The organism is Bacteroides sp. An322, assembly GCF_002161765.1.
Classification (GTDB): domain Bacteria; phylum Bacteroidota; class Bacteroidia; order Bacteroidales; family Bacteroidaceae; genus Phocaeicola; species Phocaeicola merdavium.
Window position 1 is genome coordinate 104,912 of sequence record NZ_NFIN01000002.1, and the last position, 15,111, is coordinate 120,022.

Below are 15,111 nucleotides of genomic sequence, written 5' to 3' on the forward strand. Positions count from 1 at the left end.
AGACATGACTACAGAAGAACAATATAAGAAATTTGAAGAGCTGGATAAGCTGGCTTCTCAAGGTGGTGGCATCGAACGTATAGAGAAACAACATGCCAACGGACACATGACCGCCCGTGAACGCATCGATATGTTGCTTGATAAAGGGACATTCAATGAGTTGGATAAGTTGGTGGTTCATCATTGCACGGATTTCGGAATGGATAAGAAACACATTCCGGGTGATGGTATCGTATGTGGATATGGTAAAATTGACGGACGCTTAGTTTATGTCTATGCGTACGATTTTACCGTATTCGGAGGAACATTGAGCACTACCGGCGCTAAGAAAATCGTGAAAGTGCAAGAATTGGCATTGAAGAACGGAGCACCGGTCATCGCGTTGAACGACTCTGGAGGCGCACGTATTCAAGAAGGTGTGGGCAGTATTTCTGGCTATGCTTCTATTTTCTATCAGAATACCATTGCTTCGGGTGTGATTCCGCAAATCTCTGCTATCTTGGGACCGTGTGCTGGAGGTGCTTGTTATTCTCCGGCATTGACCGACTTCATCTTTATGGTGAAAGAAAAGAGCCACATGTTCATTACCGGTCCGGATGTAGTGAAAGCCGTTACGCATGAAGAAGTAGATAAAGAAGAATTGGGCGGTGCTTATACACACAGCAGCAAGAGCGGTGTAACCCATTTCTTGTGTGATACGGAAGAAGAAACCTTAATGAGCATCCGTGAGTTATTGAGTTTCTTGCCTTCTAATAATATGGAAGACGCTCCGATAGTGCCTTGTACCGATGATATCCGCCGGACGGATGAATCGTTGATGAAAGTAATTCCGGACGACCCGAATATGCCATACGATATCAAGAACATCATCGAACCAGTAGTAGACGACCAATATTTCTTTGAGATTATGCCTCATTTCGCAAAGAATATCGTTATCGGTTTTGCCCGTTTAGGCGGACGTTCGGTAGGTATTGTGGCAAACCAGCCTGCATATCTTGCCGGTGTACTTGATATTGACGCTTCTGATAAGGCTTCGCGTTTCATCCGTTTTTGCGATTGTTTCAATATTCCTATCATTACATTCGAAGATGTGCCGGGCTTCCTTCCGGGTTGTACACAAGAACATAACGGAATTATCCGCCATGGTGCAAAGATTGTATATGCGTATGCAGAAGCCACCGTGCCTAAGATTACGGTGATTACCCGTAAGGCATACGGAGGTGCATATATTGTAATGAACAGCAAACCTATCGGTGCAGATGTGAACTTCTCTTATCCGACGGCGGAAATTGCCGTAATGGGAGCAGACGGTGCTGTAAATATCTTGTACCGTAAGGCTACACCGGAAGAAAAAGCGCAGGCTATTGAAGAATACAAAGAGAAATTCTCGAATCCGTATCGTGCGGCAGAACAGGGATACATCGATGAGATTATTTTGCCGAAAGATACACGCTATAAGCTGATTCAGGCATTGGAGATGACTCAAAACAAGAGTCAAAGCAATCCGCCGAAAAAGCATGGTAATATGCCTTTGTAAAAGGTCCAGAATAAACAGTAAGAGGGTGTGTCAATATGAAAATTAGCTTTCATTTTGGCACGCCCTCTTTTTTTTGTATATTTGAACCGGTTTTTAATTACAAGTTTATATGAGAAGATTGTTGTTGTCTTTAATTATAGGTGGATGCTTGTTGGCTGGAAGTACTTCTTTTGTAAAAGCGCAGACACCTGAACCTGATAGTGTAGGGTATATTGTGAGAGTAGGGGATATGGCACCTGATTTTGAAATGACACTGACTAATGGAGAGAAAATGAAGCTTTCTTCTTTGCGTGGCAAGGTGGTAATGCTTCAGTTTACTGCAAGTTGGTGTGGGGTATGCCGTAAGGAAATGCCTTTTATCGAACGGGATATTTGGCAAAAGCATAAGGATAATGCTTCGTTTGCATTATATGGTATCGACCGGGATGAACCGTTAGATAAAGTCAATGCTTTTGTGAAACAGACCAAGGTAACTTATCCGATGGGATTGGACCCTGGAGCGGACATTTTTGCTAAATATGCCGAGCGTAAAGCAGGTATCACCCGGAATGTGCTGATTGATAAAGAGGGTAAGATTGTATTGATGACGCGGTTGTATAACGAGGAGGAATTTGCCTCATTGTGTAAGAAAATAGATGAGTTGTTGAAATGAGCCGGATGCGATTAATCGGAATAGTATTGTGTTGTCTGTTGATGCTTCCGTCGTTTGCGGCAAAAGATAAAAAGACACGTAAAGAGCCTTTGTTCGGGAAAGCCCAAGCCTCTTATCAGATAACATCGGATGCCTTGAAAGGAGCGACGTTTTATTTGGTTAGCGGCCATGGAGGTCCTGATCCTGGATGTATCGGAAAGTATCAAGGAAAAGAACTGCATGAAGATGAATATGCGTATGATATTATTTTGCGCTTGGGAAGGGAATTGCTGAAGCGGGGAGCAAAAGTGCATTTTATCATTCAAGATGCGAAAGACGGCATCCGGAATACGGCTATTCTGAAAAACAGCAAACGGGAAACGTGTATGGGTAAAGCGATTCCGTTGGGGCAGATAGAACGCTTGCAACAACGTTGTGATGCGATTAACAAACTCTATCGGAAAGATAAGGGCAACTATAAGCGTGCGATATTTATCCATATAGACAGCCGAAGCAAAGGAAAGCAGACTGATGTCTATTTCTATCATGCCCCCGGAAGTAAATATGGCGAACGGCTGGCAATCCAATTACAGAAAACATTTCGGGCTAAATACAAGCGTCATCAGCCGACCCGTGGATTTAGGGGGACGGTAAGTGAACGTAATTTATATGTGTTGCGTAATTCGACGCCTTATGCCGTATTCTTGGAATTGGGAAACATCCAGAACGCCCGTGACCAGCAACGTTTGGTTATTCCGGATAACCGGCAGGCTTTGGCGAATTGGATTGCAGAGGCGATTGTAAACGATTATAAGAAGAAATAATAAATAAAGAAAAATATGAGAAAAAGTATTACATTGTGTCTGATGGCTATGGCTCTTACGGTACAGGCACAACAAGGAGGGATAACTCCAGACGTATTGAAAGAAATTAAAAGTAGTTATAAACCTACAGCTTCAGACAAAGCTATTTATAATGCGATGGCTGGAACAAGCATTGCAGTGTTGGCTAAAAATCAGGAACGTTTGGCTAATTTCGATACGCATTTTTCTGATTATGTCGTATCGCATGGGATTACTGACCAGCAGCAATCAGGCCGTTGCTGGCTGTTTACGGGATTGAATGTGCTCCGTGCGCAGATGATGGCAAAATATGGGTTGGATGAAATGGAATTTTCGGAAAACTATTGTTTCTTTTATGACCAGTTAGAGAAAGCGAACCTTTTCTTGCAAGGCATCATTGATACACGTGAGAAGCCGATGGAAGATAAAATGGTAGAATGGCTTTTCAAGCATCCGATTAGTGACGGAGGACAGTTTACGGGTATCTCTGATATCATCGGGAAGTATGGGGTTGTTCCGGCTTCTGTAATGCCTGAAACATACAGCAGTGAAAATACAAGCCAGATTGCTAATCTGGTGGGATTGAAACTGAAAGAATTTGGTTTGCAATTACGCCAATCAGCGTCTGAAGGTGCAAATGAAACTGCATTAGCCAAGCAGAAAACAACGATGTTGGGGACTATTTACCGCATGTTGGCATTGGCTTTTGGCGAGCCGGTAGACCGTTTTGAATGGACGATGAATGGGGAAACCAAAGAATATACTCCCCAATCGTTTTATCAGACTTTCTTAGGCAATGACCTGACGGGTAATTATGTCATGTTGATGAATGACCCAAGCCGGGAGTTTTATCAATGTTATGAAATTGATTATGACCGCCATACGTATGACGGACGGAATTGGACGTATGTGAATCTGCCGATAGAAGACATCAAGGAAATGGCTATCAAATCGATTAAGGACAGTACGATGATGTATTTCTCTTGTGATGTAGGTAAGTTCCTCGACAGCAAAAAGGGAACGCTCGATTTGAACAATTATGATTATGCTTCCTTAATGGGGACTACGTTCAACATGGATAAGAAACAACGCATCCAGACATTTGCCAGCGGTTCAAGTCATGCCATGACATTAATGGCGGTCGATTTGGATGCCAATGGCAAGCCGAAGAAATGGATGGTAGAAAACAGTTGGGGTGCTGAGGCTGGTTATCAGGGACATCTTATCATGACCGATGAATGGTTCAATGAATATATGTTCCGTTTGGTTGTAGAAAAGAAATATGTGCCGGCTAAGGTTTTGGATATCTTGAAACAGAAACCTATCCGGCTTCCGGCATGGGATCCGATGTTCGCAAATGAAGAATAAAGAATCAAAAAGAGGAGGGTGTATCAAAATAGAAATAAACTTTCATTTTGGTACACCCTCTTTTATAATCATTAATAGATTTGCTTAGCGGATTGTATTATAGGATCTGACTAAAGCTTCATCTTTTCTGATAGCACGAATGGCAAGCCAGTTCAAGATAATGGATATGAACGGCAGGCAGATAGACCATGAAGGTGTGAAACTTCCGTAAGCTGATAACGTGGATACAGCAAATACAGCACACGTGATATAATACCCGATCAAGATAATTGTGCTGAAAACAGTCAGGCGGATTTGCAACATACGTTTTTTATATAAAAAGATAGCAGCAAATGCCAATATCGTTGATAAGAGTAATAAAACAAATAATGCCCATGGGGTATAATCAGCAGCGCCATTGGCTGTTATTATTGCTAAATTTGTCATTTCCGCGACATTGGTTTCTGTATAGAAATGCCCTACAGGAATTAACATCATTACAATGAGCAAAATGCTTACAATAAGCAGATAGATAGTTTGAATGCGTTGTATCATAATCGAGTTTCAATAAAATAAAAAACACAGAAACGCATCCTTTATGCGAAAGGGGAGGAGAATAATGCGTTCCTGTGTTTATTAGATAAGTAGGATTTATTGTAATTTCTCTTTTTCTTTTGCAGGATTCCGATAATATACTTTACCTTCGATATATTCTTGTGTTGCAATTAATGTCGGTTTCGGCAATTTTTCATAATAGCGTGAAATCTCGATTTGCTCTCTATTTTCAAAGACTTCCTCCAAATTGTCGTTGTACGAAGCAAATTCCTGCAATTTTTTCGACAAATCGTTTTTCATCTCCACTGAGATCTGATTTGCACGTTTCCCGATAATAGCTACAGTTTCATAGATATTCCCGGTATCTTCACACAATTCCATCAAGTTGCGTGTAATGGTATTGGTAGGAGCATTTGTTTTTTTGTAATCCATAATTTTACTTTATTATAAAAACCTTAATTATTCTTCATCTTTTACGTATTGGCTGGCATCTTTATAGATAGCTTCCACTTCTTTTGTATATTGGCTTTCAGGAAATTCATTCTTGAATGCGTAATATTCATCAATGGCATCGCGCATACGTTCTTCTTTTTTCTCAAGTACGCTTTGCTTTGCCATATCATATTTGGCACGAAGTATCAAAATAGACAAATCCTCTCTTCGTTTGGTATAAGGATAGTCGCGCAATACATTTTGTGCGGTCACTACTGCTGCCAGATAATTGTTTCCTGTGCTGCTGTATGAAGTATTTCCGGTATACGAACCTAGGTCGTAATAAAGTTTGGCAGACAGGTATTCTTTTTCTACCAGCTTGTCTTGCAATTCGTATATCATGTTTTGAGCCAAATCTTTACGCGGACTAGTCGGGAAATATTCAATGAACATTTGCAGTTCTTCAATGGCTTTGTATGTACTGGTCTGGTCCAAACGTGGCTCTGGAGTATCTAGATACAAAGATTTCCCGCAAAAGAAACGTGCCAACTCGGTATATGTGCCTCGTGGATAAGTCGTGTAATACACATTAAAATAATGAGAGGCTGAAATATAGTCGCCTTGGTTAAAATAAGTCATAGCCAACATGTAAGCTGATTCTTCTGCATTGGTTGTTCCTTTCAGGATAGGAATCAGTTCTTCTAGCAGAGTAGCGGCTCTACTGTTTTGACCTTTGGCAAAATAGCCTTTTGCAGCTTCATATTTAAATTCATAGTCTGTGCTTTTCAGCACCGTATTATACTCTCCACACGATGAGAGCATCATGCCCGAAAGCAACGTTAGTATGATGTACTTTTTCATATTTATCAATATAGTTGTGCAAAAGTACGGCTTTCCGTTGAATAATGCAACATCTCAATCATTTTTAATACAAAAAAATCTCATTCACCTATCAGTCGGATGAAAAATATTGTGTAATTTTACATGCTTTTTTAATTACAGCCAGTTATGAATTTTGAACTTGTATCAGATTATCAGCCCACGGGCGACCAGCCGGAAGCCATTGCTCAATTGACAGAAGGCATTAAGAACGGTCTGCCTGCTCAGACATTGCTGGGGGTTACAGGCTCAGGAAAGACGTTTACAATAGCGAATGTCATAAAGAATATCAATCGGCCAACTTTGATATTAAGTCATAATAAGACCTTGGCGGCACAATTGTATGGGGAGTTTAAGAACTTTTTCCCTCACAATGCCGTTGAATACTATGTGTCTTATTATGATTATTATCAACCGGAAGCGTACATACCTTCTACGGATACTTATATAGAGAAAGACCTTGCTATTAACGGTGAAATAGATAAATTGCGGCTGGCTGCCACGTCTGCCCTTCTTTCGGGGAGAAACGATGTGGTAGTCATTTCGTCCATTTCATGTATTTATGGCATGGGGAATCCGGCGGATTTCTATAACAATGTCATTGATGTCAAGAAAGGGAAGAAATTAGACCGCAATGTGTTTTTGAGAAGGCTGGTCGATAGCCTGTATGTGCGGAATGACCTTGAATTGAACCGTGGGAATTTCCGGGTGAAAGGAGATACGGTCGACATCTTTTTGGCATATACAGACAGTGCGTTAAGGGTAATGTTTTGGGATGATGAAATTGATGCCATCGAAGAAATCGATCCGATATCAGGACATCGGATAAATGAATATGACGAATATAAAATTTATCCTGCCAATTTGTTCATGACCACCAAGGAAAGTGTACTGCGTGCCATTCATGAAATTGAAGATGATTTGACTAAACAGGTCGCTTGGTTTGAAGAGCAAGGAAAAAATTACGAAGCCAAACGTTTGTACGAGCGGGTGACATACGACATGGAAATGCTCCGTGAATTGGGACATTGTTCGGGCATTGAGAATTATTCGCGTTACTTTGACGGGAGAGCTGCAGGGACACGTCCGTATTGCCTGTTAGACTTTTTCCCGAAAGATTTCTTGATAGTCATAGACGAAAGCCATGTCAGTGTTCCTCAAATCCGTGCCATGTATGGAGGAGACCGTGCCCGGAAGGAAAACCTGATTAAATACGGCTTCCGGCTGCCTGCGGCTATGGATAACCGTCCGCTGAAATTTGAAGAGTTTCAGGAATTGGCGAACCAGATAATTTATGTCAGTGCCACTCCCGATGATTATGAATTAGAACAGAGTGAAGGCATTGTAGTAGAGCAGGTTATTCGTCCTACCGGTTTGCTGGATCCGATTATTGAAGTGCGTCCGAGCATGAATCAAGTGGATGACTTAATGGAAGAGATACAATTGCGTATTGAGCGTCAAGAGCGTGTTCTGGTTACGACTCTTACCAAACGGATGGCAGAAGAGTTGACCGAGTATTTGCTTCGTCATGGCATACGCTGTACCTATATTCATAGTGATGTGGAAACATTGGAGCGTGTTAAGATTATGGATGATTTGCGGCAAGGCGTATATGATGTCCTGGTTGGAGTCAATTTGCTTCGCGAAGGATTAGATTTGCCGGAAGTGTCACTTGTCGCTATTTTGGATGCCGACAAAGAAGGTTTTCTTCGTTCTCATCGGTCTCTTACTCAAACGGCAGGGCGTGCAGCCCGGAATGTCAATGGAAGAGTGATTATGTATGCCGATAAAATAACGGAAAGTATGCGGCAGACCATTGATGAAACTAATCGTCGGCGTGCTAAACAATTAGCTTATAATGAGGCACATGGCATAACGCCGAAGCAAATCAAGCGGGCGCATAATAATGTTTTGTTGGAAAAGACCGAAAGCGAAAGCAGTGCATCTAAGCCAAAGGCTTATACGGACGCGCCTGAACAAATGTATGCAGCAGCCGACCCGATTGTACAATACATGTCGAAAGAGCAGTTGCAAAAGAGCATTAACCGTACCCGGAAATTGATGCAGGAAGCTGCTAAGAAGTTAGATTTTATTGAAGCGGCTCAATATCGTGACGAATTGCTTCGGCTGGAAGATGTGTTGAAAGAGAAATAAGGCAAAAAAGGAGGGATACCCATTTATGGTGGATATCCCTCTCCTTGTAGATTTATCGCTAGAACGAATTATTTTTCAATATCAATGCCTTTGTTGCGCAACGTCAATGCCATCAGACGTACATAATCTGCATATTGCTTTTCGTTCAAGGTCTTCTTCATTAACTTCAGATTTCCATACACCGCATTACGGACTTTTTGGTCTGCATTTTGGGTAGAACGGTTAGCCATTTTCATCTGTTCCTGGAAGTAATCGCAAATATCAGCTACTTCTTCGTCTTGAGATGCTGATAATTTCAAGTATTTATTTAGTTTAGCCTTGTTAATAGATCCATCCCATTTAGCGACAACAGTTGAATCGTTTACACCGTTAGCCAATACTGATGCTGAAAATGCTAAAGCAGCTACTAATGTTAATCCAAACTTTTTCATAATACCTAAATTTTAAATGTTACCTAAAAACTTTGTTACCTTAAAACAATAATGTTATCTTTAATCTAGTTTAGTTTAGCTCGAGCTTTTATCTTTTTACCGATGCAAAGATAAGGACATGTTTCATAACATAAAAATAATATCAAGAGAAAATGAAGGTAGGGGTGTCATTTATTGATTTAAATCAATGATGCAATAGCAAAATGTGTGCTTTTGAAACAGTTTTGTAATATTTGTGGGCTAATATCAAATAAAGAACTACTATTTGAAACTTTATTAATCCATACCTGTCTATTTGTCATAAAAGTGTGGGTGAAAACGAAGCAGGCTTCATCGGCTTACGAAGCAGGCTCTGTTACCCGATGAAGCCTGCTTCATAAGCCAATGAAGCCGTATGTATATTTGGCAGAGGTAAAGTGACTATGAATTATCCTCCGAAATTATCGTACATGATTGAACTGGATTCTACTCCCAGACTGTCCAGCATCTTGACTACAGCATTCGACATCGGACCCGGACCGCACATGTAGTATTCGATATCTTCGGGAGCTTCGTGATTCTTCAAGTAAGTTTCATACATTACCTGGTGAACGAAGCCCGGAGTATATTTTACGCCTGCGGCATCGGCTGCAGGGTCGGGACGGTCGAGTGCCAAATGGAAATGGAAGTTCGAGAAATCCTTTTCCAATTGCAGGAAGTCTTGCAAATAGAACACTTCATTCAATGCGCGGGCACCATAGAAGTAGTGCATTTCACGGTCATGCGTATTCAACGTGCGGGTCATGTGCATAATCTGCGCACGCAACGGAGCCATACCGGCGCCACCGCCTACCCAAATCATTTCTTTCTTCGAATCGAATATCGGATGGAAATCGCCGTAAGGACCACTCATCAATACTTTGTCACCCGGCTTCAACGTAAAGATGTACGAAGAAGCAATACCCGGATTGACATCCATAAAGCCGCTGCGGTCGGGCTTGAACGGAGGAGTGGCGATACGGACGGTCAGCATGAACACATCGCCTTCTGCCGGATAGTTCGCCATTGAATAAGCACGGATGGTCGGCTCAGGATTGACGCACTTCAACGAGAACATGTTGAATTTCTTCCATGCAGGCAAGTATTCATCGCCAATCAATTCCTTGTCGATATCCTTGTCGTAGTCCATCGTGAATGCCGGAATCTTAATCTGCGCATACGAACCGGGGATAAAGTCCATGTGTGCACCGGCAGGTAATTGTACCTTGAATTCCTTGATGAAGGTTGCCACGTTCTTGTTCGAGATAACGGTACATTCGTATTCTTTTACACCCAAAACAGATTCGGGCACTTTGATAGACATATCGCCCTTTACTTTCACTTGGCAGCCCAAACGCCAATGGTCTTTTTGCTGCTTGCGGCTGAAATGACCCACTTCGGAAGGAAGGATTTCCCCTCCGCCTTCCAATACCTGGCACTTACATTGTCCGCAAGAACCTTTTCCGCCACAAGCCGATGACAAGAATACATTGTTTACAGCCAATGTATTCAATAACGTCGAGCCTGATTCCACTTCCAATTGGTTTTCTCCGTTAATGGTCAGTTTTACCTTACCCGAAGTAACCAAGAACTTCTTTGCCACCAACAATATGATGACCAACACCAGAATAGTCACCAGGAATACTCCAATGCTTGCTAATATAAAATTCATATCCATTGTCTGATTCCTTTCTTTATTAGATGTTCAAACCGGAGAAACACATAAATGCCATTGCCATCAGACCTACCGTGATAAACGTGATGCCCAAGCCTTTTAACGGGGCAGGAACATTAGAGTAAGCCATTTTCTCACGGATGGCAGCCAAACCGACAATCGCCAGCATCCAGCCTAATCCCGAACCTAAGGCGTAAGAAATAGAATCCCATACGTCGCCGATGTATTTCGGGTCGGAAGGAGTCAGGTTGATGCGTTGCTGCATGAACAAAGACGCACCCATGATAGCACAGTTTACGGCAATCAGCGGCAAGAAAATACCTAACGAAGCATACAGCGAAGGGCTGAAACGTTCTACAATCATTTCTACCAACTGTGTAATTGCCGCGATAACGGCTATAAAGAGGATGAAGCTCAAAAAGCTGAGGTCAATGCCTAAAATGCCATCGGCAGCCAACACTTTTGTCTGAAGCAAGTAGTTGACCGGCAAAGTCACTACCAACACAAATGTTACGGCAATACCTAAACCAATAGCTGTTTTCACATTCTTCGATACTGCCAGATACGAACACATACCTAAGAAGAATGCGAATATCATATTGTCCACAAAAATGGAGCGGACCAATAAACTGAAAAAATGTTCCATAATTACTACCTTTCCTTATTATTCCTTATCTTGTAATTCAGGATGTTTCGCACGCTGGTACCATATCAGGCAGGCTACGATAATTAATGCCATTGGCGGCATCAGCATCAAGCCGTTGTTCACATATCCGGCTTCTTTGATGACATCGTAATTCAAAATATTGAAGCCTAATAATGTACCCGAACCTAAAAGCTCGCGGATAAACGCCACGATGACCAATATTTTGGCATAGCCCAGTCCGTTACCCAAACCGTCGAGACAAGATTCCCACGGACCGTTTGCCATGGCAAAGGCTTCGAGGCGTCCCATCAAGATACAGTTCGTAATAATCAAACCTACGTAAACAGATAATTGCACACTGACATCGTATGCAAACGCTTTCAACACTTCGCTTACAATAGTCACCAAAGCGGCAACTACCACCAGCTGGACGATGATGCGGATGCGGTTCGGAATTGTTTTACGAATCAATGAAATAACAACGTTGGAAAATGCCGTAATAATCGTTACTGAAAGCCCCATTACGATAGCCGGCTCCAACTTAGAGGTTACGGCGAGTGCAGAACAGATACCCAATACTTGTACCGTTACCGGATTGTTCATGCTAATCGGAGTAGAAAACACCTCTTTATTTTTAGCAGAAAATAAACTTCCCATGATAATGTCTCCTCCTATTTAGTTGTTAAAAAATTGGTATAATGTCCCATGCAGCTCTTCAGCATCTGACCTACCGCTACCGAAGTGATTGTACCTCCGGAGATTCCATCTACCTGAAATTCCGGTTTCTCAACCTTTCCGTTCTTTACGACATCCAGCCCGATGGCATTGCCGTCCATGACATTTTTACCTTTAAATTCATTCTGGAAATTCTCGGTAGCGATTTCCGCACCCAAGCCCGGAGTTTCTGATGCATGAGAGAAATAAGTGCCATAAACCGTATTCTTGTCTTCGTTCAAGGCTACATATCCCCAAATAGCTCCCCAAAGTCCGGAACCATAGACGGGAATAACGTATTTCTTCTGACCGTCTATTTCGCAAACAAAGAGATGCGCTTCTCCTTTTTCCTTATAGGCTTTTTCATATCCGGTGACGAAACTGCCTTCGTATGGCTTCAGCGAGCCGTCTTCTGCCACTAACATATCCTCTTTCACCACTTCGGCAAACTTGGCTTCAGGGTCTTCTACTTCACGAATGCCCAGTGAAGAAAGAATCTGTTTCTTCGTATCCAGCTCTACATTCTTTCCTTGCAGGTCGCGCAAAGAAGAATTCACGAAAGCCAGCAAAAATGCTACGATAATAACCAATACCGAAGCATAAATGATCGTATAAGAATTGCTATTCGTATTCATTGTATATTCGGTTTAATTGTTAGACATAGCACGTTTGGCACGGCGTGAAATATTGTTCTGCACTACAACATAGTCAATCAGCGGCGCAAAGATATTCATCAGCAAGATAGCCAACATCATACCTTCGGGATAACCCGGATTCAATACACGGATAATGATAGCCATTGCACCAATCAGGAATCCGTAAACGAACTTACCGTTCTCCGTACGTGAAGAAGTGACCGGATCGGTCGCCATGAATACAGCACCGAAGCAGAAACCGCCCAAGCACAGATGTTCGTACCAAGGCATGTGGGCTACAGCCGTATCCGGTCCCCATTGATTGAATACCCAACCCATAACGGCACCGCCTACGAATACAGACAGCATGGTTTTCCAGCTTGCTACACCCGACCACAACAAAATTACGGCACCGATGGCTATTGCAATCACACTTGTTTCACCGATAGAACCCGGTATCAGACCCGTCACCATGTCCCAAGAGAAAGCGGGACATTCGGCAACTTTAGCCACACCCAACGGTGTGGCAGCGGTCAGTCCGTCTACTGTCTTTCCTAAACCGAAGATGCTATTGCCTGATACCCAAACAATATCACCCGACATCTTCGTAGGATAAGCGAAGAAAAGGAATGCACGGGTAATCAATGCCGGATTGAAGATGTTCATACCTGTTCCGCCGAACACTTCCTTACAGAAGATAACCGAGAACGCCGTAGCTATGGCAAGCATCCACAACGGGCAATCTACCGGAACAATCATCGGAATCAACATACCCGTAACTAAGAAACCTTCTTGAATCTCTTCTTTTTTCCATTGGGCTACGATGAACTCGATACCCAGACCGACTACATACGAAACAATGATTTTAGGCAATACGGCAAGGAAACCATACGCGAACATTTCGATGAAGCTGCCTTCCACGCCTACCGCATGGTAATGCTGATAACCTACATTATACATACCGAACAACAAAGCCGGCATCAAAGCAATGACCACGAACGACATGATACGTTTGCTATCTATCGCATCGTGGATGTGTGTACCTGTTTTCGAAGTGGCATTCGGCACGAACAAAAATGTTTCGAAGCCTTCGAATACCGAACGAAAAGCATGGTATTTGCCTCCCTCTTCAAAGTTCGGCTTTATCTTGTCGAGATAATTTCTTAATGCTTTCATTTAATTTTAAGTTTTATCAATTAACACATCTCCTTGCGAAGCATATCCAACCCCTCGCGAACGATACGCTGAAGTTCCATCTTCGAAGAGCAAACAAATTCGCAAAGCGCAAAGTCTTCGGGAGCTACTTCATAGATACCCAATTCTTCCATCCGGTCAATGTCTCCGGCAATAATCGCTTTAATCAGGTATTCAGGCAAAATATCCATTGGAAGCACCTTGTCGTACTCATTCGACATAATCATGTGACGTTCGCCTCCTTTTATACGGGCATCCAATACATATTCTTTCTTCTTGCCCATTAGCCAGCTGAAGTAAGAATGGCTGACACTGAAATCATTCGTGCGAGGCATAATCCAACCTAACATCTCGTGCACATCGTTTCCTTCGGGAATCACCGTAACCTGAGAATGGAAAGCGCCTAAGAAGCCATTGGCAGGAATCTGCTTTCCGGTCAATACGTTTCCGCTAATGCAGCGCACCTCTCTCTCCTTATTTATATTATTAGCTAAGACATCGGTCAGCATCGCGCCTATCTTCAGTTTGCAATAAGCAGGTTTCTTCACTTCCGAACCGGTGATAGCCACCGTACGGGTCAAATCCACCCGTCCTGTATTCATCAAGCGTCCGATGAAGATAACCGCTTGCGGGTCGAGGGTCCATACGGTTTCGCCTTTATTTACCGGAGCGATGTGATTGATTTGCACGCCTACATTGCCGGCAGGATGCGGGCCGTCGAATACATTCAAGGTTACGCCTTGTGCCTGAACCAATGCCTTTGCCTCTTGATTGGCACTGATACTCAGATAGACTTTAGCAATCTTAGCCAAAGCGTCCAGTCCGGTTTGGAAATTCGCTTCTTCGCCTTTCAACGCGAACTCAAAGTCGGGTGCCAATGGATTCGTATCAAATGCAGATACAAAAATAGCCCGTGGCGCAATTGTCGGGTCGGCAATTACATCATACGGGCGTTGGCGGATGAATGCAAACAAACCTGCATTCAACAACAATTCCTTTACAGCACTGCCATCCAGCTTGGCAACATCTTGTTTGCCAAACTCTTCATAGTCTTGTTCTGCAGCGGCTTCCACCGTGATGCTCATTACCTTCCGGCGGGCACCACGTTCCACACTCGTCACTACGCCACTTACAGGCGATACAAATTTTAATTCAGGATGATTCTTGTCGATAAACAAGGGTCCTCCAGCCATGACATATTCCTGTTCTTTTACAACCACTTTTGGGGTGACTCCGGTAAAGTCATCGGGGCATATTGCATAGAATCCCGGCTCTTTCACTTTAATCAACTCCGTAGTGGCTTTCCCTTTCAGATTAATGTCTAAGCCTTTACGTAATTTTATTAGATTAGCCATATTAGGTTATAAAAAATGGTTTCATTATTCTGCCTGCAAAATTAAATAAAAAATAAGTGAAAGAAG

15 protein-coding genes are annotated in these 15,111 nt (G+C 42.6%); 5 read left to right on the plus strand and 10 right to left on the minus strand.

Annotated elements, in window-relative coordinates; all coding sequences use genetic code 11:
* Positions 1–4 precede the first annotated feature (4 nt).
* The 4 genes from B5F91_RS01495 (at position 5) to B5F91_RS01510 (ending at position 4,378) form a co-directional block, all read left to right on the plus strand.
* Positions 5–1,537, plus strand: coding sequence for an acyl-CoA carboxylase subunit beta (locus tag B5F91_RS01495; protein ID WP_087427436.1), 1,533 nt, complete (start codon positions 5–7; stop codon positions 1,535–1,537).
* A gap of 109 nt (positions 1,538–1,646) precedes the next feature.
* On the plus strand, positions 1,647–2,189 hold the full coding sequence (locus tag B5F91_RS01500; protein ID WP_087427338.1) for a TlpA disulfide reductase family protein: 543 nt from the start codon (positions 1,647–1,649) through the stop codon (positions 2,187–2,189).
* Positions 2,190–2,230: 41 nt separating this feature from the next.
* A complete protein-coding gene (locus tag B5F91_RS01505; RefSeq protein ID WP_087427437.1) occupies positions 2,231–2,992 on the plus strand; it encodes an N-acetylmuramoyl-L-alanine amidase in 762 nt (253 codons plus the stop codon).
* Positions 2,993–3,007: 15 nt separating this feature from the next.
* The gene (locus B5F91_RS01510) at positions 3,008–4,378 is read left to right on the plus strand and encodes a C1 family peptidase (RefSeq protein WP_087427339.1); all 1,371 of its coding nucleotides are present in this window, start codon (positions 3,008–3,010) and stop codon (positions 4,376–4,378) included.
* Positions 4,379–4,462: 84 nt separating this feature from the next.
* Here B5F91_RS01510 and B5F91_RS01515 read toward each other — a convergent pair whose 3' ends face one another.
* The 3 genes from B5F91_RS01515 to bamD form a co-directional block, all read right to left on the minus strand.
* On the minus strand, positions 4,463–4,912 hold the full coding sequence (locus tag B5F91_RS01515; RefSeq protein ID WP_087427340.1) for a DUF4293 domain-containing protein: 450 nt from the start codon (positions 4,910–4,912) through the stop codon (positions 4,463–4,465).
* Between the two features lie 96 nt (positions 4,913–5,008).
* On the minus strand, positions 5,009–5,344 hold the full coding sequence (locus tag B5F91_RS01520; protein WP_087427341.1) for a DNA-directed RNA polymerase subunit omega: 336 nt from the start codon (positions 5,342–5,344) through the stop codon (positions 5,009–5,011).
* Positions 5,345–5,371: 27 nt separating this feature from the next.
* A complete protein-coding gene (gene bamD, locus B5F91_RS01525; protein ID WP_087427342.1) occupies positions 5,372–6,205 on the minus strand; it encodes an outer membrane protein assembly factor BamD in 834 nt (277 codons plus the stop codon).
* Between the two features lie 147 nt (positions 6,206–6,352).
* On the opposite strand from bamD, the gene uvrB reads away from it, so the two are divergent.
* On the plus strand, positions 6,353–8,377 hold the full coding sequence (gene uvrB / locus B5F91_RS01530) for an excinuclease ABC subunit UvrB (RefSeq protein ID WP_087427343.1): 2,025 nt from the start codon (positions 6,353–6,355) through the stop codon (positions 8,375–8,377).
* 68 nt (positions 8,378–8,445) lie between these two features.
* Here uvrB and B5F91_RS01535 read toward each other — a convergent pair whose 3' ends face one another.
* The 7 genes from B5F91_RS01535 to B5F91_RS01565 all read right to left on the minus strand — a co-directional run bounded on the left by B5F91_RS01535 (position 8,446) and on the right by B5F91_RS01565 (position 15,045).
* Complete coding sequence (locus tag B5F91_RS01535) at positions 8,446–8,808, minus strand: hypothetical protein (RefSeq protein WP_087427344.1); 363 nt, start codon at positions 8,806–8,808, stop codon at positions 8,446–8,448.
* 427 nt (positions 8,809–9,235) lie between these two features.
* The gene (gene nqrF, locus B5F91_RS01540) at positions 9,236–10,504 is read right to left on the minus strand and encodes an NADH:ubiquinone reductase (Na(+)-transporting) subunit F (RefSeq protein WP_087427345.1); all 1,269 of its coding nucleotides are present in this window, start codon (positions 10,502–10,504) and stop codon (positions 9,236–9,238) included.
* 19 nt (positions 10,505–10,523) lie between these two features.
* Positions 10,524–11,147: an NADH:ubiquinone reductase (Na(+)-transporting) subunit E gene (nqrE, locus tag B5F91_RS01545; protein WP_087427346.1), complete on the minus strand. Its 624-nt coding sequence runs from the start codon at positions 11,145–11,147 to the stop codon at positions 10,524–10,526.
* A gap of 18 nt (positions 11,148–11,165) precedes the next feature.
* A complete protein-coding gene (locus B5F91_RS01550; RefSeq protein WP_087427347.1) occupies positions 11,166–11,804 on the minus strand; it encodes an NADH:ubiquinone reductase (Na(+)-transporting) subunit D in 639 nt (212 codons plus the stop codon).
* A gap of 14 nt (positions 11,805–11,818) precedes the next feature.
* Positions 11,819–12,496: an NADH:ubiquinone reductase (Na(+)-transporting) subunit C gene (nqrC, locus tag B5F91_RS01555; RefSeq protein ID WP_087427348.1), complete on the minus strand. Its 678-nt coding sequence runs from the start codon at positions 12,494–12,496 to the stop codon at positions 11,819–11,821.
* A 12-nt stretch (positions 12,497–12,508) separates the two neighbouring features.
* Positions 12,509–13,672 carry an NADH:ubiquinone reductase (Na(+)-transporting) subunit B gene (locus tag B5F91_RS01560; RefSeq protein WP_087427349.1) on the minus strand — a complete coding sequence of 388 codons (1,164 nt, stop codon included), beginning with the start codon at positions 13,670–13,672 and terminating at the stop codon, positions 12,509–12,511.
* A 20-nt stretch (positions 13,673–13,692) separates the two neighbouring features.
* Positions 13,693–15,045, minus strand: a complete 1,353-nt coding sequence (locus tag B5F91_RS01565; RefSeq protein WP_087427350.1) for a Na(+)-translocating NADH-quinone reductase subunit A — start codon at positions 15,043–15,045, stop codon at positions 13,693–13,695.
* Positions 15,046–15,111 lie beyond the last annotated feature (66 nt).

Coding starts and splice junctions, on each gene's coding strand:
- B5F91_RS01495 (WP_087427436.1), top strand. CDS start 5: ATGACTACAGAAGAACAATATAAGAAATTTGAAGAGCTGGATAAGCTG.
- B5F91_RS01535 (WP_087427344.1), bottom strand. CDS start 8,808: ATGAAAAAGTTTGGATTAACATTAGTAGCTGCTTTAGCATTTTCAGCA.
- nqrC (WP_087427348.1), bottom strand. CDS start 12,496: ATGAATACGAATAGCAATTCTTATACGATCATTTATGCTTCGGTATTG.
- nqrF (WP_087427345.1), bottom strand. CDS start 10,504: ATGGATATGAATTTTATATTAGCAAGCATTGGAGTATTCCTGGTGACT.
- B5F91_RS01515 (WP_087427340.1), bottom strand. CDS start 4,912: ATGATACAACGCATTCAAACTATCTATCTGCTTATTGTAAGCATTTTG.
- B5F91_RS01510 (WP_087427339.1), top strand. CDS start 3,008: ATGAGAAAAAGTATTACATTGTGTCTGATGGCTATGGCTCTTACGGTA.
- B5F91_RS01505 (WP_087427437.1), top strand. CDS start 2,231: ATGCTTCCGTCGTTTGCGGCAAAAGATAAAAAGACACGTAAAGAGCCT.
- B5F91_RS01500 (WP_087427338.1), top strand. CDS start 1,647: ATGAGAAGATTGTTGTTGTCTTTAATTATAGGTGGATGCTTGTTGGCT.
- B5F91_RS01550 (WP_087427347.1), bottom strand. CDS start 11,804: ATGGGAAGTTTATTTTCTGCTAAAAATAAAGAGGTGTTTTCTACTCCG.
- uvrB (WP_087427343.1), top strand. CDS start 6,353: ATGAATTTTGAACTTGTATCAGATTATCAGCCCACGGGCGACCAGCCG.
- B5F91_RS01520 (WP_087427341.1), bottom strand. CDS start 5,344: ATGGATTACAAAAAAACAAATGCTCCTACCAATACCATTACACGCAAC.
- B5F91_RS01565 (WP_087427350.1), bottom strand. CDS start 15,045: ATGGCTAATCTAATAAAATTACGTAAAGGCTTAGACATTAATCTGAAA.
- nqrE (WP_087427346.1), bottom strand. CDS start 11,147: ATGGAACATTTTTTCAGTTTATTGGTCCGCTCCATTTTTGTGGACAAT.
- B5F91_RS01560 (WP_087427349.1), bottom strand. CDS start 13,672: ATGAAAGCATTAAGAAATTATCTCGACAAGATAAAGCCGAACTTTGAA.
- bamD (WP_087427342.1), bottom strand. CDS start 6,205: ATGAAAAAGTACATCATACTAACGTTGCTTTCGGGCATGATGCTCTCA.